Origin of the sequence: Mycobacterium sp. E740 (genome assembly GCF_001672895.1) — a bacterium.
GTDB lineage: Bacteria > Actinomycetota > Actinomycetes > Mycobacteriales > Mycobacteriaceae > Mycobacterium.
The window spans coordinates 1-18,674 of sequence record NZ_LZKP01000035.1; the positions used below are offsets into that span (position 1 = coordinate 1).

20 protein-coding genes are annotated in these 18,674 nt (G+C 67.5%); 7 read left to right on the plus strand and 13 right to left on the minus strand.

Going from position 1 to position 18,674, the window contains the following annotated elements; all coding sequences use genetic code 11:
• Positions 1 to 680, plus strand: a 680-nt coding sequence (locus tag A5663_RS03280; RefSeq protein ID WP_197503275.1) for a DUF732 domain-containing protein, incomplete at its 5' end; no start/stop codon positions are given.
• Between the two features lie 19 nt (positions 681 to 699).
• On the opposite strand, the gene A5663_RS03285 is transcribed toward A5663_RS03280, so the two are convergent.
• The gene (locus A5663_RS03285; protein ID WP_068143849.1) at positions 700 to 1,389 is read right to left on the minus strand and encodes a GAF and ANTAR domain-containing protein; all 690 of its coding nucleotides are present in this window, start codon (positions 1,387 to 1,389) and stop codon (positions 700 to 702) included.
• Positions 1,390 to 1,591: 202 nt separating this feature from the next.
• Between A5663_RS03285 and A5663_RS03290 the strand changes: the two genes are divergently transcribed.
• Genes A5663_RS03290 through A5663_RS03300 form a run of 3 tightly spaced genes read left to right on the plus strand, consistent with a single transcriptional unit; the run spans position 1,592 to position 4,569 of the window.
• Complete coding sequence (locus A5663_RS03290) at positions 1,592 to 3,115, plus strand: carotenoid oxygenase family protein (RefSeq protein WP_068143851.1); 1,524 nt, start codon at positions 1,592 to 1,594, stop codon at positions 3,113 to 3,115.
• 33 nt (positions 3,116 to 3,148) lie between these two features.
• Positions 3,149 to 4,066: a helix-turn-helix domain-containing protein gene (locus A5663_RS03295; RefSeq protein WP_082973912.1), complete on the plus strand. Its 918-nt coding sequence runs from the start codon at positions 3,149 to 3,151 to the stop codon at positions 4,064 to 4,066.
• A 53-nt stretch (positions 4,067 to 4,119) separates the two neighbouring features.
• Entirely contained in the window at positions 4,120 to 4,569 is a 450-nt protein-coding gene (locus A5663_RS03300; RefSeq protein WP_068143853.1) for an Hsp20/alpha crystallin family protein, read from the plus strand.
• A 94-nt stretch (positions 4,570 to 4,663) separates the two neighbouring features.
• Here the strand turns inward: A5663_RS03300 and A5663_RS03305 are convergent, their stop codons facing one another.
• Both A5663_RS03305 and A5663_RS03310 read right to left on the minus strand, forming a co-directional pair.
• Positions 4,664 to 5,260, minus strand: a complete 597-nt coding sequence (locus A5663_RS03305; RefSeq protein ID WP_068143855.1) for a GNAT family N-acetyltransferase — start codon at positions 5,258 to 5,260, stop codon at positions 4,664 to 4,666.
• Complete coding sequence (locus A5663_RS03310) at positions 5,257 to 5,682, minus strand: hypothetical protein (RefSeq protein WP_068143856.1); 426 nt, start codon at positions 5,680 to 5,682, stop codon at positions 5,257 to 5,259. The genes A5663_RS03305 and A5663_RS03310 overlap by 4 nt, the downstream gene beginning before the upstream one ends.
• A 77-nt stretch (positions 5,683 to 5,759) precedes the next feature.
• Here A5663_RS03310 and A5663_RS03315 point away from each other — a divergent pair, with 77 nt between their 5' ends.
• Complete coding sequence (locus A5663_RS03315) at positions 5,760 to 6,206, plus strand: cupin domain-containing protein (protein ID WP_068143858.1); 447 nt, start codon at positions 5,760 to 5,762, stop codon at positions 6,204 to 6,206.
• A gap of 111 nt (positions 6,207 to 6,317) precedes the next feature.
• On the plus strand, positions 6,318 to 6,884 hold the full coding sequence (locus tag A5663_RS03320) for a short-chain dehydrogenase (RefSeq protein ID WP_068143860.1): 567 nt from the start codon (positions 6,318 to 6,320) through the stop codon (positions 6,882 to 6,884).
• Positions 6,885 to 7,030: 146 nt separating this feature from the next.
• Here A5663_RS03320 and A5663_RS03325 read toward each other — a convergent pair whose 3' ends face one another.
• Positions 7,031 to 7,933 carry an amidohydrolase family protein gene (locus tag A5663_RS03325; protein ID WP_068143861.1) on the minus strand — a complete coding sequence of 301 codons (903 nt, stop codon included), beginning with the start codon at positions 7,931 to 7,933 and terminating at the stop codon, positions 7,031 to 7,033.
• A 4-nt stretch (positions 7,934 to 7,937) separates the two neighbouring features.
• Here A5663_RS03325 and A5663_RS03330 point away from each other — a divergent pair, with 4 nt between their 5' ends.
• Complete coding sequence (locus tag A5663_RS03330) at positions 7,938 to 8,258, plus strand: DUF1330 domain-containing protein (RefSeq protein ID WP_197503276.1); 321 nt, start codon at positions 7,938 to 7,940, stop codon at positions 8,256 to 8,258.
• Positions 8,259 to 8,267: 9 nt separating this feature from the next.
• Here A5663_RS03330 and A5663_RS03335 read toward each other — a convergent pair whose 3' ends face one another.
• Genes A5663_RS03335 through A5663_RS03375 form a run of 9 tightly spaced genes read right to left on the minus strand, consistent with a single transcriptional unit; the run spans position 8,268 to position 18,637 of the window.
• A complete protein-coding gene (locus tag A5663_RS03335) occupies positions 8,268 to 9,704 on the minus strand; it encodes an aldehyde dehydrogenase family protein (RefSeq protein ID WP_068143864.1) in 1,437 nt (478 codons plus the stop codon).
• Positions 9,705 to 9,731: 27 nt separating this feature from the next.
• Positions 9,732 to 11,447 carry a thiamine pyrophosphate-binding protein gene (locus A5663_RS03340; protein ID WP_068143866.1) on the minus strand — a complete coding sequence of 572 codons (1,716 nt, stop codon included), beginning with the start codon at positions 11,445 to 11,447 and terminating at the stop codon, positions 9,732 to 9,734.
• A gap of 12 nt (positions 11,448 to 11,459) precedes the next feature.
• On the minus strand, positions 11,460 to 12,407 hold the full coding sequence (locus A5663_RS03345) for an acyl-CoA dehydrogenase family protein (protein ID WP_068143868.1): 948 nt from the start codon (positions 12,405 to 12,407) through the stop codon (positions 11,460 to 11,462).
• A complete protein-coding gene (locus A5663_RS03350; RefSeq protein WP_068143870.1) occupies positions 12,407 to 13,573 on the minus strand; it encodes an acyl-CoA dehydrogenase family protein in 1,167 nt (388 codons plus the stop codon). Before A5663_RS03350 ends, A5663_RS03345 begins: the two co-directional genes overlap by 1 nt.
• Positions 13,570 to 14,490, minus strand: coding sequence for a Gfo/Idh/MocA family protein (locus A5663_RS03355; RefSeq protein WP_068143872.1), 921 nt, complete (start codon positions 14,488 to 14,490; stop codon positions 13,570 to 13,572). Before A5663_RS03355 ends, A5663_RS03350 begins: the two co-directional genes overlap by 4 nt.
• Complete coding sequence (locus A5663_RS03360) at positions 14,487 to 15,404, minus strand: acyl-CoA dehydrogenase family protein (RefSeq protein ID WP_068143922.1); 918 nt, start codon at positions 15,402 to 15,404, stop codon at positions 14,487 to 14,489. Before A5663_RS03360 ends, A5663_RS03355 begins: the two co-directional genes overlap by 4 nt.
• Positions 15,405 to 15,409: 5 nt before the next feature.
• Complete coding sequence (locus tag A5663_RS03365; protein ID WP_068143874.1) at positions 15,410 to 16,561, minus strand: acyl-CoA dehydrogenase family protein; 1,152 nt, start codon at positions 16,559 to 16,561, stop codon at positions 15,410 to 15,412.
• A gap of 2 nt (positions 16,562 to 16,563) precedes the next feature.
• Positions 16,564 to 17,721 carry a CaiB/BaiF CoA-transferase family protein gene (locus A5663_RS03370; protein WP_068143876.1) on the minus strand — a complete coding sequence of 386 codons (1,158 nt, stop codon included), beginning with the start codon at positions 17,719 to 17,721 and terminating at the stop codon, positions 16,564 to 16,566.
• Positions 17,714 to 18,637 carry an SDR family NAD(P)-dependent oxidoreductase gene (locus tag A5663_RS03375; protein ID WP_068143879.1) on the minus strand — a complete coding sequence of 308 codons (924 nt, stop codon included), beginning with the start codon at positions 18,635 to 18,637 and terminating at the stop codon, positions 17,714 to 17,716. Before A5663_RS03375 ends, A5663_RS03370 begins: the two co-directional genes overlap by 8 nt.
• Positions 18,638 to 18,674: the final 37 nt, after the last annotated feature.

Genomic DNA, 18,674 nt, shown 5'->3' on the forward strand with positions numbered 1-18,674 from the left:
GGGCTCGAATGCTGCCCGACCACGTCGAGACGCCGCCGGCGAAAGGCATCCGACTGAGTTGGCTGTCAACGGCGGCGATGACGGCGATCATCGCCTTGACGGCAGCTATGGCATGGGCGCTCATGCATGATTCCGGCCCAACACCGCCGCCGCCGGAAACCAGCTATCTGTCCGCGCTGAAGGACGCCGGACTGACGAACGTCGCCAACTCCGATGCGGGAGCCATCGCCCGCGGCAGACACGTCTGCCAACAGCTCGAAGACGGCGGAGCTGAGCAGGGCATGCCGGCCGACAAGTTCGCCGTCGACGCCTTCTGTCCCCAATTCGCCAAAGGCTTCCATATCCTCGAAAGCACCACCGCGACTGGAACATTCGTGCTCAACGACAGCAACGGACTGGGCGAGATCGCCTCCGACGGGACCACATGCGAGGGCGCCACCGATTTTGCCGATGTCGACCGCGACACCCAGGTGACCGTCAAGAACGGCAAGAACGAATTCCTCAACACCACCACGCTCGGGCCGGGGAAGGGCGACAGCGCGACGTGCACCTTCTCCTTCAGCTTCCCGGTCATCGAGGGCCAGGATCGCTACGTCGTCTCCATCGGACGTCGAGGCGAGTTCAGCTACACCTTCGAACAGCTCCGGGCCCGCGGCGTGCATATACGCCTGGGTCAGTGACTTCTGATCCCCCCGCCGCTCAAGCGCCGTTGCGTGTCTCGATGACACGCTGCGCCACGTCGGCCAGTTTGACGTTGCTGTCCTGCGACAGCTGTTTGAGCATCTCGAAAGCCCGGACGTCGTCAACGCCGTAGCGCTCCATGATGATGCCCTTGGCCTGGCCGATGCGGTCTCTGGTGGACATCGCCGACTTCAGCTGCTCACCTTCGCGGCTTGCCAGGATGGCCGCCGCGGCGTGCGCGGCGAGGATGGTGCCGATCGTTTCGTCATCGGAGTCGAAGGCGTTCGGTTCGAAACCGAACATGTTGAGCGCACCGGCGGTGCGGCCTGCGGTGTAGAGCTTGATCGAGAGCCCGCTGAACACCCCGTGCTCGACCGCTGCCGCCGAGTACCGCGGCCAGCGTCGCTCGTCGCGGAAGTCGTCGGTCCGCAGAATCAACTCGTCCAGTGCCGCCTCCACGCAGGGGCCCTCGCCGAACTGCATCTGTACCTCGTCGAGCTGATGCGGCAGGTCAGACGTGCCGGCCAGCGATTCGAACTTGCCGCCGGCGGCGATCAGCAGCACACCCACCGTGTCCGCGCCAGGGATCAGCTCCTTGGCCGTGGTGGTCACGTCGTTCAGCACATCGCCGACAGTGCGGGGCGGAGCTGATGCCCGTGCCAGCTCCGCCATCCGCTCGGCCAGTTCATGAGTCCGTGGCGCAGTCATAGTCCGAAGTCTTCCCTATCGGGCTTTGATCCATACGGTTGTTTTGCCTTCTGGAGTTGTGGGCATGACCGTGTGCAAGCACGTGTGGCGGTCGACTGTCACCCGTGCCGAGGTCTCGTCGGTTCAGACTGCGAGCCGGCGGGGCCGCCCCCTTACGCGCAACCCGCCGCGTCACTCTGTTAGTTGTAGTAGCGTCCCGATCATGGGCACCGCGAATGTGGAGATCGTCGCCAAATACCTCTCGACGTTGCCCGACGACGACGACCACCCGTACCGCACCGGACCGTGGCGGCCCCAGAACACCGAGTGGGACGCCGACGCCCTCGACGCGGTGGAGGGCGAGATTCCGTGCGATCTCGACGGCGTCTACCTTCGCAACACCGAGAACCCGCTGCATCCGGCGCTGAAGTTCTACCACCCGTTCGACGGCGACGGCATGGTGCACATGGTCGGGTTCCGCGACGGTGAAGCCTTCTACCGCAACCGCTTCGTCCGCACCGACGGACTGCTCGCCGAGAACGACGCCGGCGGACCGCTGTGGCCCGGTCTGGCCGAGCCGATCCAACTCGCCAAGCGTGACTACGGCTGGGGCGCACGGACCTTGATGAAGGATGCGTCGAGCACTGACGTCATCGTGCACCGTGGCGTTGCCTTGACCAGTCACTACCAGTGCGGCGACCTGTACCGCATCGACCCGTTCACCGGAAACAGCCTCGGCAAAGCGGACTGGCGCGGTCGATTCCCCGGCTGGGGGGTATCGGCGCACCCCAAGGTCGACGACCGCACCGGCGAGCTGCTGTTCTTCAGCTACAGCAAGCAGTACCCCTACCTGCGCTACGGCGTCGTCGACGACGGCGACCACCTCGTCCACCTCACCGACGTCCCGCTTCCGGGTCCTCGGTTGCCGCACGACATGGCGTTCACCGAGAACTACGCGATTCTCAACGACTTCCCGATGTTCTGGGACCCCAAGCTGCTCGAAGCCGACATCCATCTCCCGGGATTCCATCCGGACATGCCGTCGCGGTTCGCCGTGATCCCACGCCGGGGAGGCGTCTGCGACGTCCGGTGGTTCGAGGCTGATCCGACGTTCGTCCTGCACTTCACCAACGCCTACGAGGACGGCGACGAGATCGTGCTGGACGGGTTCTTCGAGGGCGACCCCTCCCCCGTCGACACCGGTGCGGGCGACCCTTGGCAGCGCGCGTTCCGGTTCCTGGCACTGGACCGTCTGCAGACGCGGCTGCGCCGCTGGCGGTTCAACCTCAAGACCGGGCAGACCACCGAGGAACAGCTGACCGACACGATCACCGAGTTCGGGATGATCAACGCCGCATACGCCGGACTCCCCTACCGCTACGCGTACGCGGCGACGGGAAGGCCGGGATGGTTCCTGTTCGACGGTCTGGTCCGACACGACCTGCACACCGGGGCCGAGCAGAGGTTCACTTTTCCCGACGGCGTCTACGGAAGCGAGACGGCGATGGCCCCGCGTGCGGACGGCACCGCCGAGGACGACGGCTATCTCGTCACGCTCACCACCGACATGAACGCCGACGCGTCCTTCTGCCTCGTGTTCGACGCCGCCCGAGTGGCCGACGGCCCGGTATGCAAACTGGCTCTGCCGGAACGCATCTCGAGCGGTACCCACTCGACATGGGCGCCGGGGCCGGAGCTGCGCCGCTGGCGGCAGACCGATACGGCGGCCTCGTCCATCGGGCTGTAGGTGCCGTCGCCGGAACCGAACGCCGTCGCCCGTATGCTCGGGCTGCTCGGCGACGAGTGGACACTGCTCGTCATGCAGCAGTCGCTGCTGGGCGCGGCACGGTTCGGCGAGTTCAGATCCCGGCTGCCGATCTCCAACTCCGTTCTGACGGCACGGCTCCGGACCCTGACCGCCGAGCGCCTCCTCGAGCGGCACGAGTATCAGATCAACCCGCAGCGCTTCGAGTATCGGCTCACCTCACGGGGACGCTCGCTGTGGCCGGTGCTGCTGTCGATCTGGGAGTGGGAGCGCCACTGGGTTCCCGACCACGCCGCCCCACTGCCCGGTATGCGCCACGCGGCGTGCCGCGCAGACTTCGCACCCGCGGTCAACTGTCATTCCTGCGGCCGGGCGGCTCGCGGCAAAGATGTTGTCGCACAATGGGGCCCGAGTGGATCGTGGCAGCGATCGATACCTTCGAGCGTCACACGCCGCCGCTCGGAACCCGGACAGCACGCCGGTGCCAGCCTGTTCCCGCAGACGATGAGCGTGCTGGGCAACCGCTGGGGTTTCGCGCTGCTCGTGGCGGCGTTCGTCGGAGTCCGGCGGTTCACCGACTTCCAGAGCCAGCTCGGCGCGCCGCCCGGCTCGATCGCCGACCGACTGTCGATCTTCACCGGCAACGAAGTGATGGTCGCCGCCGGCAGTCGGTACGAACTGACCGAGAAGGGCGCCGCACTGTTCCCGGTTCTGATCACCGCATTGCAGTGGGCCCAGCGGTGGTTCCCTGATCCCAAGGGGCCCGCTGTCGTGCTGACCCACCGGGCATGCGGCGGCCCATTCACCGCCGCGCTGGTGTGCGACCGATGCGGCGAACCGCTGCGGGGAACGCAGGTCTGGACGACCGAAATTCCGGAAAAAAAGTTCTGGCACTCTCGCATTACGAGTGCTAAAGTCGCTGGTGCACAGTGATTTGGCTGCCCGCCAGGGTGGCGGGCTCTGGATGATGTAGGAGGTGGATTGCTGTGCTTCGCTTTGATCCGTTCAGTGAACTAGATGCTCTGACCCGGGGCCTGCTGACGAGCCAGACCGGATCAAATCGTTCTCCCCGGTTCATGCCGATGGACCTGTGCAAGATCGACGACCACTATCTGCTGACCGCCGATCTGCCCGGCTGCGACCCCGGTTCGGTGGACGTCAACGTGGACAACGGCACGTTGACCATCTCGGCGCACCGCACGGCACGATCCGACGACGGTGTGCAGTGGCTGGCCAACGAGCGGTTCTTCGGCACCTACCGCAGACAGCTGTCGCTCGGGGAAGGCATTGACGCGTCAGCCATTTCGGCGACCTACGAGAACGGCGTGCTGGCCGTGACCATCCCGATGGCCGAACGCGCCAAGCCGCGCAAGATCGACGTCGCTCATGGCGGAGGCCAGAAGTCGATCGAGACCACAACCGTCGACTCCGGCTAGGTCTGCACCGGTCCGCACCGCGTCGAGACTGCGGGCAGATCGCGTTCCGGTCCGATTCCGCGATCTGTCCGCAGTCTCGGCACGCCTACGCGCGTCACGCGTGACGGTCCAGCCGGTACCGCAAATTGTTGCGTACCGCCGGCCATTCGACGTCGAGGATCGAGTACACGACCGTGTCTCGCCGTGAGCCGTCGGCAAGCAGTTGATGGCTTCGCAGGATTCCGTCCTGTTTGGCGCCCAGCCGCTCGATCGCCGCCCGACTGGCGAAGTTAAAGAGGTGCGTGCGGAATTCGACTGCAACACAGTCCAACTGGTCGAAAGCGTGGCCGAGCATCAGCAGCTTCGTCTCCGAGTTGACTCCGCTGCGCCGCGCCGGCCGCACATACCAGGTGTTGCCGATCTCCAGCCGGCGATTCGGCGCATCGACGTTGAGGTAACTCGACGAGCCGATGAACGACCCGTCGAGTCGACGGACCACGAACGTCAGCCCGCGATCGGGCGCCTGCGCCGCGAGCCGGTTCTCCACCCACTGCTCGACCGCGCCGGCCGCGGGTGCCGCAGTAAACCACAGCCGTCCCAGCTCCCCGTCGTCGGCGGCCGCCGCGATCTCTGGAATATGGTTGCGGCTCAACGGCTCCAGCGTCACCCAGCGCTCGCCGGTCAGTTCGACCGGCTCCACGAAGCCGCTCATGCCACCCGCGGGGACGCGGCCCAGGCCGCGACCATCGCCCAGACCGACGCCAGCACCGCGACGACACCGACCGCGCCGCCGAGATACAGGCCGTAGCCCGCAGCGACCGGCGCGTACACGTACAGCCGGTAGAACCACACCGTCAGAACGATAAGCAGAACCGAAATCGTCAGCGCCACAACGGATGCCAGGCGCGGCGAGAATCCCCGCGCCGCCATTGCCCCGGCGACGATCAGTGTCGAGGCCAGCAGCACGATGAGCTGTCCCACCCCGAAACCGGGCGCGGGACCGGGCAGCTCGCCGATGACCCCACCAATCGCGCTGAGGCGGCCACCGCCCGAGGTCAGCCACGGCAGCCAGCCGCAGACCGACGCGATCGCCCCGCACAGCGCGACCAGCCATCCGGGGGTCCGACGCGACATGCTCCGAGCCTATCGGCTGTGTCTACGCGATCCGGTCTCTACTGTGGAGTGTCCGACACCGAAAAGGCGGTACTGGGATGACCGGACTTCCGGACTGGGCGCGTCGCCTCGACCTGACGCCCCACCCCGAGGGCGGCTGGTTTCGGGAGACCTGGCGCAGCGACCTGACCGTGCCGCAGTCGGCGTTGCCACCCGATTACACCGGGCCCCGCAATGCCGGCACGGCCATCCTGTTCCTGTTGCTGCCCGGCCAGCAGTCGGCCTGGCACACCGTGCGCAGCGCCGAAATCTGGCTCTACCACTCCGGCAGCCCGCTACTTCTGGAAGTAGGCGCCGAACAGCACAGTGCGACAACGTACTTGCTTGGTGCCGACCTTGCGTCTGGTGAACAGCCGCAGTTCGTCGTGCCGCCCGGGCACTGGCAGCGGGCGCGGCCCCGCGACGACGAGCCGAGCTTGGTCAGCTGCGTGGTTGTGCCCGGCTTTGACTTCGCCGACTTCGCCCTGGCCGCGCCGACTGACTGAACACGATGCCAGCCGCGACCTTATTGTTACCTTAGATAGGCCTTATTTTTCTTAGAAACCCGTGTACGGTGGGTCCATCGTGGGGCGCGGCAGCGACGGAAGGAGCCCGACATGGATCACCAACCTGAACGGATCGTCCTGGTCACCGGCGGTTCGAGAGGACTCGGCGCGCGGGTCGCGCGCAAGATCGGCGGCGCCGACGCCCACGTCGTCGTGACCCGCGACATCTCCGACGAGTTCGAGTCCGCGCAGGTTATCGACACCATCGCCGACCGATTCGGGCGGTTGGACACCTTGATTCTCAACTCGTCGGATGCGCTCGACCCCGGCTGCGCGATGCGCCTGAACCGCGATGCCCAGCGACGGCTGGCGCTGGCGGCTCTGCCGCTGATGCCGTCGGGTGGACGGATCGTCTACGTCACCAGCCACCAGGCCCACTTCTTCCCCGACAAGGCGGTTCCCAAGGGCTACACGGCCGTCGCCGCGAGCATGCGGGCCGGCGAGACCGCATTGCACGTCCGGCGTTCGGAGTTCGACCGCGCCGGTGTGCATCTCACCGTGGTCTCCGGCGACATGGCCGACGGGGCCTTTGCCGACGCAGTCGTCGACGCCGCCACCACTTCGACTCCGGCGAGCATCGTGTTCGTCGGCGGCGCCGACTACCTCATGACGGCCTGAGCCGCCTCAGGTCGGGAACTCATCGCCGCGCCCATGGGCCGGGAACCCCTATCAACTTTGCCCGCGTAGCGAGCGACAACTGGGCCGGCATCGGAAATTGTCGCTCGCTACGCGGGCAATCCGGCAACTAGCTTCGGCCAGCTGCCTCAAGCGGCGACTCCGAGCACCCGTAGCGCGTTCTGCTTGTAGATCAACGACTGGACCGCCGGGTCGATGTCGAGGGTGTCGAAGTCGCTGCGCCACCGGTCGAGCTGGATATACGGGAAATCGGTGCCGAACAACACTTTCGTGCGCAGATGCCTACTCACCGCGCGGACCAGTTGCGGCGGGAAGTACTTCGGGCTCCAACCGGACAGGTCGATGTAAACGTTGGCCTTGTGGGTGGCGATCGCGATCTGGGAGTCCACCCACGGCACCGCGGGATGGGCCATCACGATCGTCAGGTCCGGGAAATCCGCGGCGACGTCGTCGAGCAGCATCGGGTCCGAGTAGCGCAGCTTGATCCGGTGCCCACCCGGCAACCCCGACCCCATCCCGGTCTGGCCGGTGTGAAATAGCGCGGGGACACCCGCTTCGGCGATCGCCTCGTAGATCGGATAGAAGCGACGATCGTTCGGCTCGAAAGCCTGCATGCTCGGATGGAACTTGAACCCCTTGACCCCGTAGTCGCGAACCAGTTCGTGGACGCGGTGCACCGCGCGGCGCTCGTGCCACGGGTCGACGCTGCCGAACGGGATCAGCACGTCGTTGTTGCGCACCGCACCCGCGACCAGGTCCTCGATCGAGTTCGGCGCGTGGCGCATCGCGGTGCGCGCGTCGATGGTGAACACCACCGCCGCCGTGTTGTGCCTGCGGTACAGGTCGGCTACCGCGTCGACACCGGCCATCGCGCCCGGCGGCATCTTGAAGTACTTCTCGGTCGCCTCGACGAGCTCGTCGACGTAGGCCTTGTGGCCGTGGCGGTCGATTTCGACGTGGGTGTGGATGTCGATCGCCGCGATGCGCTCGAAATCGACGCCGTATTCGTACTTCTGGCCGCGTACCGTCACCTACGTGACGATATATGCGCTGAACCTCTTCGACATCGCCGATCGCGACGAGTATCTCGCCTACTCGAGACGCTCGCCGCAGGAGGTTGCCAAGCACGGCGGTCGCGTCGTCGCGCTTGGACAATTTCGGGAGGCGGTCGTGGGCGACATCGAACCGCGCAAGGTGCTGATCCTCGTCGAATGGGACTCCAAGGAAGCCTTCGACAGCTACCGCGACGATCCCGACCTGGCGGACCTGCACCCGCATCGCGAGGACGGGTCGTCGTCGTACATCTGGCACCTGTTCGACCGCTTGGACGATCTGCGGCCGCTGCTCAAACCGTGAGAGCCGCGACTATCCTGCGGCAGCCTCCGGGGCGTAGCCGAGCGCGGCCTTGATCTCCAGGAACTCGTCGAACGCGAACGGCCCCCATTCGCGGCCGTTGCCGCTGCGCTTGTACCCGCCGAACGGGGCGGCCATGTCGAAGCCGTGGTTGATCGCCACCGATCCGGCGCGGATCCGCCGCGCGACGGCACGGGCCTTGTCCAGGTCGGCGCCCGAAACATAGCCTGCCAGACCGTATTCCGTGTCGTTCGCGATCTCGAGCGCCTGATCGAGATCGTCGTAGCCGAGGATGCACAGGACTGGGCCGAAGATCTCCTCGCGGGCGATCGCCATGTCGTTGGTGACTCCTGTGAACACCGTCGGCCTGACGTAGTAGCCCTTGTCGAGGCCCTCCGGGCGCCCGGGACCGCCGACGGCGACGGTCGCGCCCTCGTCGATGCCCTGCTGGATCAACCCCTGGATCTTGTCGAACTGCGCCTTGGATGCGACGGGCCCGATCGCGGTCTTGTCGTCCGGATCGCCGACCCTGACCGCGCCCGCCACCTCTTTGGCGATCGACGCCGCCTCGTCCATCCGTGAGTTCGGCACCAGCATCCGGGACGGCGCATTGCAGCTCTGGCCGCTGTTCATCATCATCACGGACACGCCCGCGGTCACGCTCTTGGCGAAGTCGTCGTCGTCGAGCACGATGTTCGGGCTCTTGCCGCCGAGTTCCTGAGTGACCCGCTTGACGGTCAGCGCGGCGTTCTTCGCGACGTCGATGCCGGCCCGCGTGGACCCGGTGAACGACACCATGTCGATGTCGGGATGAGCCGACAGCGCCGCCCCGACACCCGGACCGTCGCCGTAGACGAGGTTGTACACCCCGGCGGGAACGCCTGCGGCGTCGATGATCTCGGTGAAGATCTGCGCCGAGTACGGCGCGACCTCCGACGGCTTGAGCACCATCGTGCAGCCGGTCGCCAGCGCCGGGAACACCTTGCACGCGATCTGGTTGATCGGCCAGTTCCACGGCGTGATCAAGCCGCAGACACCGATCGGCTCCTTGACCACCAGCGTGGCGCCGTGCTGCTCCTCGAACTCGAAGTTCTTCAGCGCGTCGATCGCGGTCGCGAGGTGACCGAGGCCGAGGTTGACCTGCGGGCCGGCCGCGAGTGAGGCCGGTGCCCCCATCTCCTCGTTGACCGCGTCGGCGAGGTCACCGGCGCGCTTCTGGTACTCCCCCATGATGGTCTGCAGCAGATCGAGGCGTTCCTCCCGACTGGTCTGCGACCAGGTCGCGAAGGCGCGGCGGGCGGCCTGGACCGCCACGTCGACGTCCACCGACGATCCGATCGCGATTTTGCCGGAGACTTCCTCGGTGGTCGGGTTGTCGACGTCGAGCGTGTTCGGCCGGACCGGATCCACCCACTGGCCGTCGATGTAGAACTTCAGGTATTCGCGCATGGCTCTACTCTTCCTCAGATCGCCGGTCTACTGGGTGCCTTCTGCATACCAGGTGCGGAATCGGTCGTACTTCGGCATCTCCTCGGAGTTGGCCTTCGGGTCGATGCACACATGGACGACGGCGGTCTTGCCGCTGGCGAACGCCCGCTTGATCGCGGGGCCGATCTCGTCGTCCTTCTCGACGTACTCGCCGTGGCAGCCGAAACCCTCGGCGACCTTGTCCATCCGGACGTCCTTGCTCCAGTGCACCCCGGGTTGCGGCGACGGCTGTTCGAACGTGCGCTTGTAGACACCGACTTCCAGGCCCCACTGGTGGTCGACGCCGACGACGCAGACCAGCGGCAGGTTCTCCCGGACCGCGGTCTCGAGCTCGGCGATGTGGAACAGGAAGGCCGAGTCGCTGGTGAGCAGCATGACCGGGCGTTTGCGGCCCTCGGCCACCGAGGCGCCGACGGCGTATGGCAGGCCGGTGCCGAGGTGACCGAAGTTCTGGTTCCAGATGACGTCGCGCGGCTTGGTCTGCGAGTAGGTCCACTGGAAGATCACCGTGGCGCCGCCGTCGCGGACCAGGATGCCGTCCTCGGTGCATTCGTCGAACGCCTTCGTGGCTTCGACGACGTAGCGCGCCGGGTGGATCGGAGCCCGACCGCTCGGGGCTTCCTCGGCGACCCGGGCCAGCTCGGCGGCGTCGGCTTTGATCAGGGTCTCGAGGTTGGCCGACGGTTCGCGCGGAGCCTCGCGCAGCGCCTCTACCAGCTGCGGCACCACGCCGCGAAGATCGCCCACCAGCGGCACGTCGATCGGCCGGTTCACGCCGATCGCGGTCGGATCCTGTTCCACCAGAATCCATTTGCGGTTCGCGTCGTTGTCGGCCCAGTGCTGGGTGCGGCCGTAGTGCATGGGCTCGCCGAGTTCGGTACCCAGCGCCACGCACAGATCGGACTGCTCGACGGCCTCGTTGGCCGCCGGGGAGAACAGGTACGGGAAGGTCCGGTCCTGCAGGCCTGGGATGAACGAGGTGCCGCCCGACGTCTGGATCACCGGGCACGCCATCAGCTCGGCCAGTTCCCGGACCTGTTCCTGAGTGCGCGACGTGTGAACCCCGTGACCCACCAACAGGATCGGGCTCTTCGCCGCGCGAATCAGCTCGACCGCTTCGGCGACCTCGCGCTCACCTGCGCCCTGGTTGACCAGGCGATAACGCTCCGGCGGCAACGGGTCTGGCACGTCGAGTTCTTCGAGGATGACGTGCGAGGGGAACTCGACATAACTCGGGCCGGGGGTGCCGGACATCGACCGGCGGATGGCTTCGCGAATGATCTCGTCGGTCTGGTCGGCGTACTCGATCGAGCTGCTGTACTTGACCGACGGCGCGAAAAGGCTTTCCTGCTGGACGAATTGGATGCGGCCGCGCCGCACCCGGCGTTCGGTGATGCGGGCGCGCTGACCGCCGAGGAAGATGACGGGCGAGTTCTCGACCAGCGCGCACATCATCGCGCCGGCGATGTTGGCGACGCCGGGGCCCAGGGTTCCGATGCACAGGCCCGGCTTGCCGGTCATCCGCGACGCGGCCTCGGCCATGAAGCCGGCGCTCAGCTCGTGGTGTGGCGCGACAACGGACCAGCCGCGGGCGTCGGCCTCGGTGAACATGTGCACGAAGTTCGGGTCGGGGATGCCGAACAGAGTGTTGACCCCCTCGGCCTCGAACAGGTCGAGAATGCGCTTGTATACGGGTACGCCCATGTGAAACTCCTTTTACTGGTAGCGCTTTGCTAGTCGCTTGCGGTGTGCTGCCGGGGAACCGAACAGCGATCGGTTGAGGATGGCGCGCTTGAGGTAGACGTGGATGCCGCTCTCCCACGTGTAGCCGATGCCGCCGTGCAATTGCATTGCCTTGCCTGCGATGTCGACGGCCGCACTTGTCACGTACGACTTGGCCATGGCCGCGGCGGCCTCGGCGTCAGGCCGGTCGTCGACGATGGCATGGACCGCGGCGGTGACGAGTTGACGCGACACCTCGGTGCTGACCGCCATGTCAGCGCACGCGTGTTTGACAGCCTGGAAAGATCCGATGGCCCTGCCGAACTGGTGGCGCGTCTGGACGTAGCCGACGGTCGCGGAAAGCATGGCCTCGCTGATACCCAGGCTGTCACAGGCGATGGCCACTGCCGCGCGGTCGTTCGACCGCTGCACGGCCGCGTCGTCCGCGAACGGAAGTGTCTCAGCCGCCGGGGCGTTCGGGGCGACGGCAGCCAGCGCGCGGGTCTCGTCGACCACCGGTCGCGGCGTGGCCTGCTGTTGCGTCACTATCAGTCCCTGCTCGGTGACGACGAGGATCCGGTCCGCGCCCTCGGCGTCGGGTACGAAGTCGTACGAGTCGAGCGCGACGGCGATCCTGATCCGGCCGGCGGCGATGTCGGCGAGCAGCGCGTCACGAGTGTCGCTGGGCTGCAGGGCGTTCAGTGCGCCGACGGCGAGGACCGCACCGCCGAGGAAGCTCGTCGCGCTCGCGGCGCGGCCGAGCTCCTCGCAGATGACCGCTGCTTCGGCGAACGTCGCCCCCGCCCCGCCGAGCTGCTCGGGCACCTCCAGCCCGACCCAGCCGGCGTCCACCAGCTTCGACCAGTCGACGCTGCGATCCTTGGCGAGCAGATCGCCTGCCACCGAACGCAGCTCGTCGTGGAACTCGGTGAAGTCGGCCATCAGACGGCACTCGGTTCCCGAGGCAGCCCGAGGCCCCGCTCTGCGATGATCGTCCGCTGGATCTCGCTCGCTCCGCCGGGGATCGTCCACTCCCACGAGCCGATGAAGTCGAGCACCCACGCACCCGACTCCCAGCCGCTCGACATCGGCTTGGTTAGTTCCGTCTGGGCGGCCAACCCGCCCAGCTCGGCGCCGAAGTCGGTCATGCGCTGCAACAGTTCGCTGTAGAACAGCTTGACGATCGAGGCGTCGGCCGGGCCGGAACTCCCCGTCTCGTTGTCCTGCACCACTTTTCGGCACAGTCCGCGCAGCCCGGTGATCTCGGTCTCGAGTTGCGCCAGCCGGTCGGCGACGACGGGGTCGTCGACCGGAGCGGTTTCAAGCAGCCAGCGAAAGCCTGCGTTGCCCAGTCGCTCGGCGAGTTCGAGCATCGTCATGCCTCGCTCAGCACCCAGAGTCGCTTGTGCCACCTGCCAGCCGGTGTTCTCCGCGCCGACCAGGTTGGTGGCCGGAATCGTCACGTCGTTGAGGAAGATCTCGCAGAAGTGTGAGTCGCCGATCGCGTTGCGGATGGGGCGGACCTCCACACCGGGCGTCGTCATGTCGAGCAGGAAGTACGAGATCCCTTTGCGTTTCGGTGCATCCGGGTCGGTGCGGGCGAGCAGCAGGCACCAGTCCGCGTGCTTGGCTCCGCTCGCCCAGAGCTTCTGCCCGTTGACGACATATGAGTCGCCCTGTTTGCGTGCCGTGGTGCGCAGGCTCGCGAGGTCGGAGCCGGCCTCGGGTTCGGAGAAGCCCTGCACCCAGATCTCGCCGTCGAGGATGGCGGGCAGATGCCGGCGCCGCTGTTCCTCGGTGCCGGCCACCAGCAGTGTCGAGGCGGCGTGGTGGATGCCCACGAATGCGAGCACCAACCGCGGGGCGTCGTGGGCGGCCAGCTCCTGGTACAGAATCACCTGTTCGGCCACCGAGAGTCCGCCGCCCCATTCGGCGGGCCAGTGCGGGACCGCGAAGCCCGCCTCGTGCAGCTCGGCGAACCAGGCTTTCTGGAAGGCCACGAATTCGTCGTCGCTTGCACGGGTCTGCTTTTCGCGCCAGTCGGGCGGAATGTGTTCGGCACACCACCGCCGCACCTGCTGGCGGAACTCGTCGAGGCCTGCGCTCACAGCCGCACCGCCTTGGTCCGCAGGGCGTCCATGGCGTGCGCGGCGGCGAGACCGTCGGCGAACGACGGGACGATCTGTGTCCCGGTCCGCAACGCCTCGGCGACGCGGCCGAAGAAGGTTGTCAGCGCGGGCGGCGGCGACCGGCGGGGTGGCGGGGCGAACTCGGTGGTCTCCGGATCGGAGCCGGGCCGTCGCACGACGAGCGTGGTGTCCGCCGTCAGCTCGGCGGTGCCGTCGCTGCCGAGCAGCGTGACGGACGGCGCCGACGGGACGGCGGCGGCGAACCCGGTGTCATGTGTTGCGGTGCAGCCGTTCTCGAGGCGGAACCACGCCGAATACCCGTCCTCGGCGGTGGCACCGGGGATGTCGGTCCGGGTGACGCCACCGCAGTCGGCGATCTCGCTGCCGAACAGCCAGCGGGTGAAGTCGATCAGATGCGAGCCGTAGGCGCCGATCCACCCGCCGCCCAGGGCACTGTCGTTGATCCAGCCGAGCTTGCGGCCCCGCAAGCCGCTGCCGAAGAACGCCCAGTTCAGGTGTCGCGGTGTCCCGAGCGCTCCGCCGTCGGCGAGTTCCTTGAGCCGCCGCCACGACTCGTTGAACCGGAACTCGAAGTTGAGGAAGTGCGGCACACCGGCCTCGACAGCCCGCTCGTGCATCAGCGCGGCCTCGTCGGCGTTGCGGCCGAACGGCTTGTCGCACAATACCGCATGGCCGTTCGCGATCGCACCGGTCACGTGTTCGACGTGCAGGAACGGCGGCGAGTGCACGGAGACGAGGTCGACGTCCGAGGCGAGCGCGGGCTTCACCGCGGAGTCGTCGCGCGGGCTGACCACCTCGACGTCGAAGCCGGCCTCCGCGTACGCGGGCGCCGCCGCGTGCTTGCCGAACCCGGTTCCGATCACCGCGACCCTCATGCGAAGATCCCCGTCAGCCCTGCGCTGCCCGCGCGGCGGGTCAGCTCGTCGCGGGTCGCTGAGAGGCCCAAGGGAAGTCGCCGCAGCGGCTGGCTGTAGCGCGACAGCCACGACAGCGTGGTCTCGTCGCAGAACCCCACCGCGCCGTGCAGCTGATGGCAGACCCGGAAAACGACCTCGGCTGCCTCGAGCGCCGACATCCGAAGCGAAAGAGCGTCGTTGAGCGCCTCGGGGCGGCCGGCCGCGATGCTCCACAACGCGTACTTGGCCAGGATGTCCAGGCCGCTGCGTTCGACTTCGGCGTCGGTCAGCTGGAACTGCACACCCTGGAACGCCGACAGGGGCTGCCCGAACTGCTTGCGCAGCTTGACATGTGCCACCGTCAGCTCGATCGCCCTGTCGAGCATGCCGAGCAGAGTCCAGCACGGCAGCACCAGTCCCAGCGCGATGTCGACGGCGCCGTTGTCGTCGACATGGGTCGTCTCGAGTTCGGCGACGAAGCCCGGGCCGCCGGGTCCCCAGCCGGTCACGCTGCTGCGGGTACCGTCCAGCGTCACTGCGGTCCAACGGGTTTGAAGCCCAACGATTGGGGCGGACGGGCGATTGCGTGCGACCACGAGCAGGCCGTCGGTGTCCAGGTCGGCCGGGGCGGCGAGGCGTTCGGCCACCGGATACGGGAGCGCCCAGTAGCCGGCGCTGCGGCACAGCGCGGCGGCGGCTTCGAGCCCGTCGGCGTCGCGGCGGGGGTCGAGGTCCCAGGCGCCCAGGCCTGAGAGGATCGGTCCGACAGCCGACTCCCGGGTGTCGGGCTCCAGCTCCGCCTGCTGCACGAGGCGGTCGCCGCCGGCGCCCTCGAACGCCCGAAGAGCCTCGCGCCCATACTCTTTGGCGTCGTCGGACAGGTCCAGGATCATGTCGCTCACTTCGTCGCCCCCAGCAGCGCGCGCGACAACAGGATGCGCTGCATCTCGATGCTGCCCGACGACACGGTCGAGGCCTGTGAGTAGCGCCAGTGGTCCTCGACCTCGCCCAGGAACCAGGACGCCGCCGGGTCGTCGTGCGCGACTTCCGCCGCGATGTCCGTCAGCACCTCCGCGCTGTCCTGGTCCAACTTGGTGACCGCGATCCGGTACGCGGCGGCATCGCCCGGCTGGATGCGTCCGCTGCTCTGCAGCGACACCACCCGGTAGGCCATCAGGCGGGCCCGGCGGCAGTGCGTCAACATCCGGACCCAGCGGCCCCGCAACTCCGCGGGTAGCTCGTCCCAGCGATCGCCGAGCACCGCTGGAGCCGCCGCCAGCAGTCGTTCGCAGCGGGCGTACCGCGCGATGCCCACCCGTTCGTACGACATCACGTCCTGCACGACCGACCAGCCATGATCGACGGTGCCGAGGACGTCGGCCTCGGTGACACGCAGGTCGTCGAAGAACACCTCGTTGAGGTGGTGGGGGCCCATCATGCATCCGATCGGACGCACCGTGATGGCCGGATCGTCCATCGGCACAAGGAATATCGTCAGGCCCTGTTGTTTTTTCTCGCCTTTCGAGGTGCGCGCCAGCAGGAAGCACCACTGCGCCATGGTCGCGTAGGAAGTCCAGATCTTCTGCCCGCTGACCAGCCAGCCGCCGTCGTCCGGGCGCGCGGTGGTGCGCAGCGACGCGAGGTCGGAGCCGGCCTCGGGCTCGGAAAACCCCTGGCACCAGATCACCTCACCGCGCGCGATCGGCGGCAGATGCTTGCGCTGCTGCTCCTCGGTGCCGTGCCGCATGATGATCGGGCCGACCCAGTTGACACCCATGTACTGCGCGCCGCGCGGTTCGTGATGCGCCCACATCTCCTCGCGCACCACGGTCTGCTCCCACACCGACGCGTCACCGCCGCCGAACTCCTTGGGCCACGACAGGCACAGCAGTTCGCGTTCGGCGAGGACACGGCAGAACCGTTGCGCGACCTCCAGATCGGCGGGGTTGTCGGTGAATGCCCCCAGGTAGTCCTCGGGCACATGCTCTTTCACGAGGCGACGCAGTTCGCTGCGCAGTTCGCCCGCGGCGGGGCCCATGTCGAAGTCCATGACTACACCGGCTCCGCGGGGGCGTTGAGGCCGAGTTCGTCGAGCACGGCATCGGTGTCGGCGCCCAGCGTCGGGGCGGGACCCGTCACCTTGCCCGGGGTGCGCGAGAACCACGTCGGCACGCCGGGGAACCGCACCGGGCCGTGCGGCGTGTCGACGGTCTCGAACAGCCCGACCGCGTTGAGGTGGGCGTTGTCGAACAGCGCGTCGGGCGTGTTGAGCGGTGCTGCGGGGATCTCGAGCTCACGGAACAGCGTCAACCATTCGGCGGTCGTGCGCTCCCTCATCGTCTCGGCCAGCAGCCCGTAGACCGCGTCGATGTTGCGGGCCCGCATCTCCAGCGTGGCGTGGGATTCGGTGACCCATGGCGGCTGCACCGCGTCGATGAACGCGTTCCAGTGTTTGTCGTTGTAGATCAGCGCGGCGATGTACCCGTCGCTGGTGCGGTACGGCCTGCGGTTGGGCGCCACCGTGCGGGGATACACCGCGGGCCCCAGCGGAGGGTCGAACATGGCGCCGTTGGCATGTTCGACCAGCATGAAGGATGCCATGGTCTCGAACATGGCGACTTCGACCTCCTGGCCTTCGCCGGTGCGCTCCCGGTGGAACAGCGCCATCGTCGTCGCGTAGAGGGCGGTCAGGCCGGCCACCTTGTCGGCCATGATCGTGCCGACGAAATCGGCCTCGCCGGTCAATTGCTGCTGCACAGCGGGCAATCCGGCTTCGGCCTGGATCGTGTCGTCGTAGGCGGGCCGATCCCGGTCCGGGCCGCGGCGGCCGTAGCCGTAGCAGTTGGTGTACACGATCGCCGGGTTGATCGCCGCGACGTCGTCGTACCCGAAGCCGAGCTTGGCGATCGCCTTTGCCCGCATCGAGTGGATGAACACGTCGGCGCGTTCGATCAGCGCACGCATCGCGGCCTTGCCCGGCTCGGTTTGCAAGTCGAGCACGACGCTGCGCTTGCCGCGGTTGACGTTGACGAACACGCCGCTCATTCCCGGGGCGGGCCCGACCGAGATGAACCTGGTGTTGTCGCCTTGCGGCGGTTCGACTTTGATCACCTCGGCGCCCATGTCGGCCATGATCTGGGTGCAGTACGGCCCCATCACCATCGCGGTGAGATCAACGACGCGCACGCCGGTCAGCGGTCCGCTAGGCATGCTGGCTCTCCTGGGCGGCCATCGCGAAGCTGTACCGGATGTGATCGGCGTGGCCGTCGGGCACGACGGGAAAGACCAGCGGTTGGGTGTCGTCGCGGATCGCAGCGATGTGGTGGCCGACGTCTTCGATCGTCCACGACGGCCGATACACGCCCGGGGTCTCCGCCACGACCGCGGTCGCCACACGGCCCGCCAGCGCGATCAGTACCTCCCCTGTGACAGCACATGTTTCGTGTGCGAGCCAGGCGACCGCGGGGGCGACGAGCTCGGCTCCCATCGGCGGATAGGCCGACGTGTCGATGCCCTCGGCCATCCGCGTGACGGCGGCGGGCACGATCACGTTGCTCTTGACCCCGTGCGCGGCGCCCTCGATGGCTGCGACGTTGGACAGCCCGAGGACGCCCGCCTTGGCGACCGCGTAGTTCGCGATGTCGTGGTTGCCGTACAGCCCGCCGATCGAGGACGCCAGGACGATACGCCCGTAGCCGGCGTCGCACATATGCGGGAACGCCGGCCGAACGACGTGGAACGCACCCCGCAGGTGCACGTCGAGCACGGCCTCGAAGTCCTCGTAGCTCATCTCCCGAAGCGGCGCGCGCCGGACGATGCCCGCGTTGTGCACGAGGATGTCGATGCGGCCGTAGTGCTCGATCGCGGCGTCGACGATCGCCTGACCGCCTTCCGGCGTGGCCACCGAGTCGGTGCTGGCGACGGCTTGCCCACCGGCCGTGGCGATTTCGCCGACCACGTCGGCGGCGGGGCCGGTATCAATGCCATCACCGGACAGCGCGCCGCCGGGGTCGTTGACGACGACCTTCGCGCCTCGCTCGGCCAGCAGCAGCGCATAGGAACGGCCCAGCCCCCGGCCGCCACCGGTGACGACCGCGACGCGGCCGTCGAACCTCAACTCAGCCATGCGCCGACTGCACGCGTGATGTACGAAAATCGCGAGA

Coding starts and splice junctions, on each gene's coding strand:
- A5663_RS03310 (WP_068143856.1), bottom strand. CDS start 5,682: ATGTCGCGTCGGACCCCCGGATGGCTGGTCGCGCTGTGCGGGGCGATC.
- A5663_RS03335 (WP_068143864.1), bottom strand. CDS start 9,704: ATGCGCGAATACCTGAAGTTCTACATCGACGGCCAGTGGGTGGATCCG.
- A5663_RS03295 (WP_082973912.1), top strand. CDS start 3,149: ATGCTCGGGCTGCTCGGCGACGAGTGGACACTGCTCGTCATGCAGCAG.
- A5663_RS03290 (WP_068143851.1), top strand. CDS start 1,592: ATGGGCACCGCGAATGTGGAGATCGTCGCCAAATACCTCTCGACGTTG.
- A5663_RS03370 (WP_068143876.1), bottom strand. CDS start 17,721: ATGCCTAGCGGACCGCTGACCGGCGTGCGCGTCGTTGATCTCACCGCG.
- A5663_RS03355 (WP_068143872.1), bottom strand. CDS start 14,490: ATGAGGGTCGCGGTGATCGGAACCGGGTTCGGCAAGCACGCGGCGGCG.
- A5663_RS03320 (WP_068143860.1), top strand. CDS start 6,318: ATGGATCACCAACCTGAACGGATCGTCCTGGTCACCGGCGGTTCGAGA.
- A5663_RS03285 (WP_068143849.1), bottom strand. CDS start 1,389: ATGACTGCGCCACGGACTCATGAACTGGCCGAGCGGATGGCGGAGCTG.
- A5663_RS03345 (WP_068143868.1), bottom strand. CDS start 12,407: ATGGCCGACTTCACCGAGTTCCACGACGAGCTGCGTTCGGTGGCAGGC.
- A5663_RS03365 (WP_068143874.1), bottom strand. CDS start 16,561: ATGGACTTCGACATGGGCCCCGCCGCGGGCGAACTGCGCAGCGAACTG.
- A5663_RS03360 (WP_068143922.1), bottom strand. CDS start 15,404: ATGATCCTGGACCTGTCCGACGACGCCAAAGAGTATGGGCGCGAGGCT.
- A5663_RS03375 (WP_068143879.1), bottom strand. CDS start 18,637: ATGGCTGAGTTGAGGTTCGACGGCCGCGTCGCGGTCGTCACCGGTGGC.
- A5663_RS03340 (WP_068143866.1), bottom strand. CDS start 11,447: ATGGGCGTACCCGTATACAAGCGCATTCTCGACCTGTTCGAGGCCGAG.
- A5663_RS03315 (WP_068143858.1), top strand. CDS start 5,760: ATGACCGGACTTCCGGACTGGGCGCGTCGCCTCGACCTGACGCCCCAC.
- A5663_RS03305 (WP_068143855.1), bottom strand. CDS start 5,260: ATGAGCGGCTTCGTGGAGCCGGTCGAACTGACCGGCGAGCGCTGGGTG.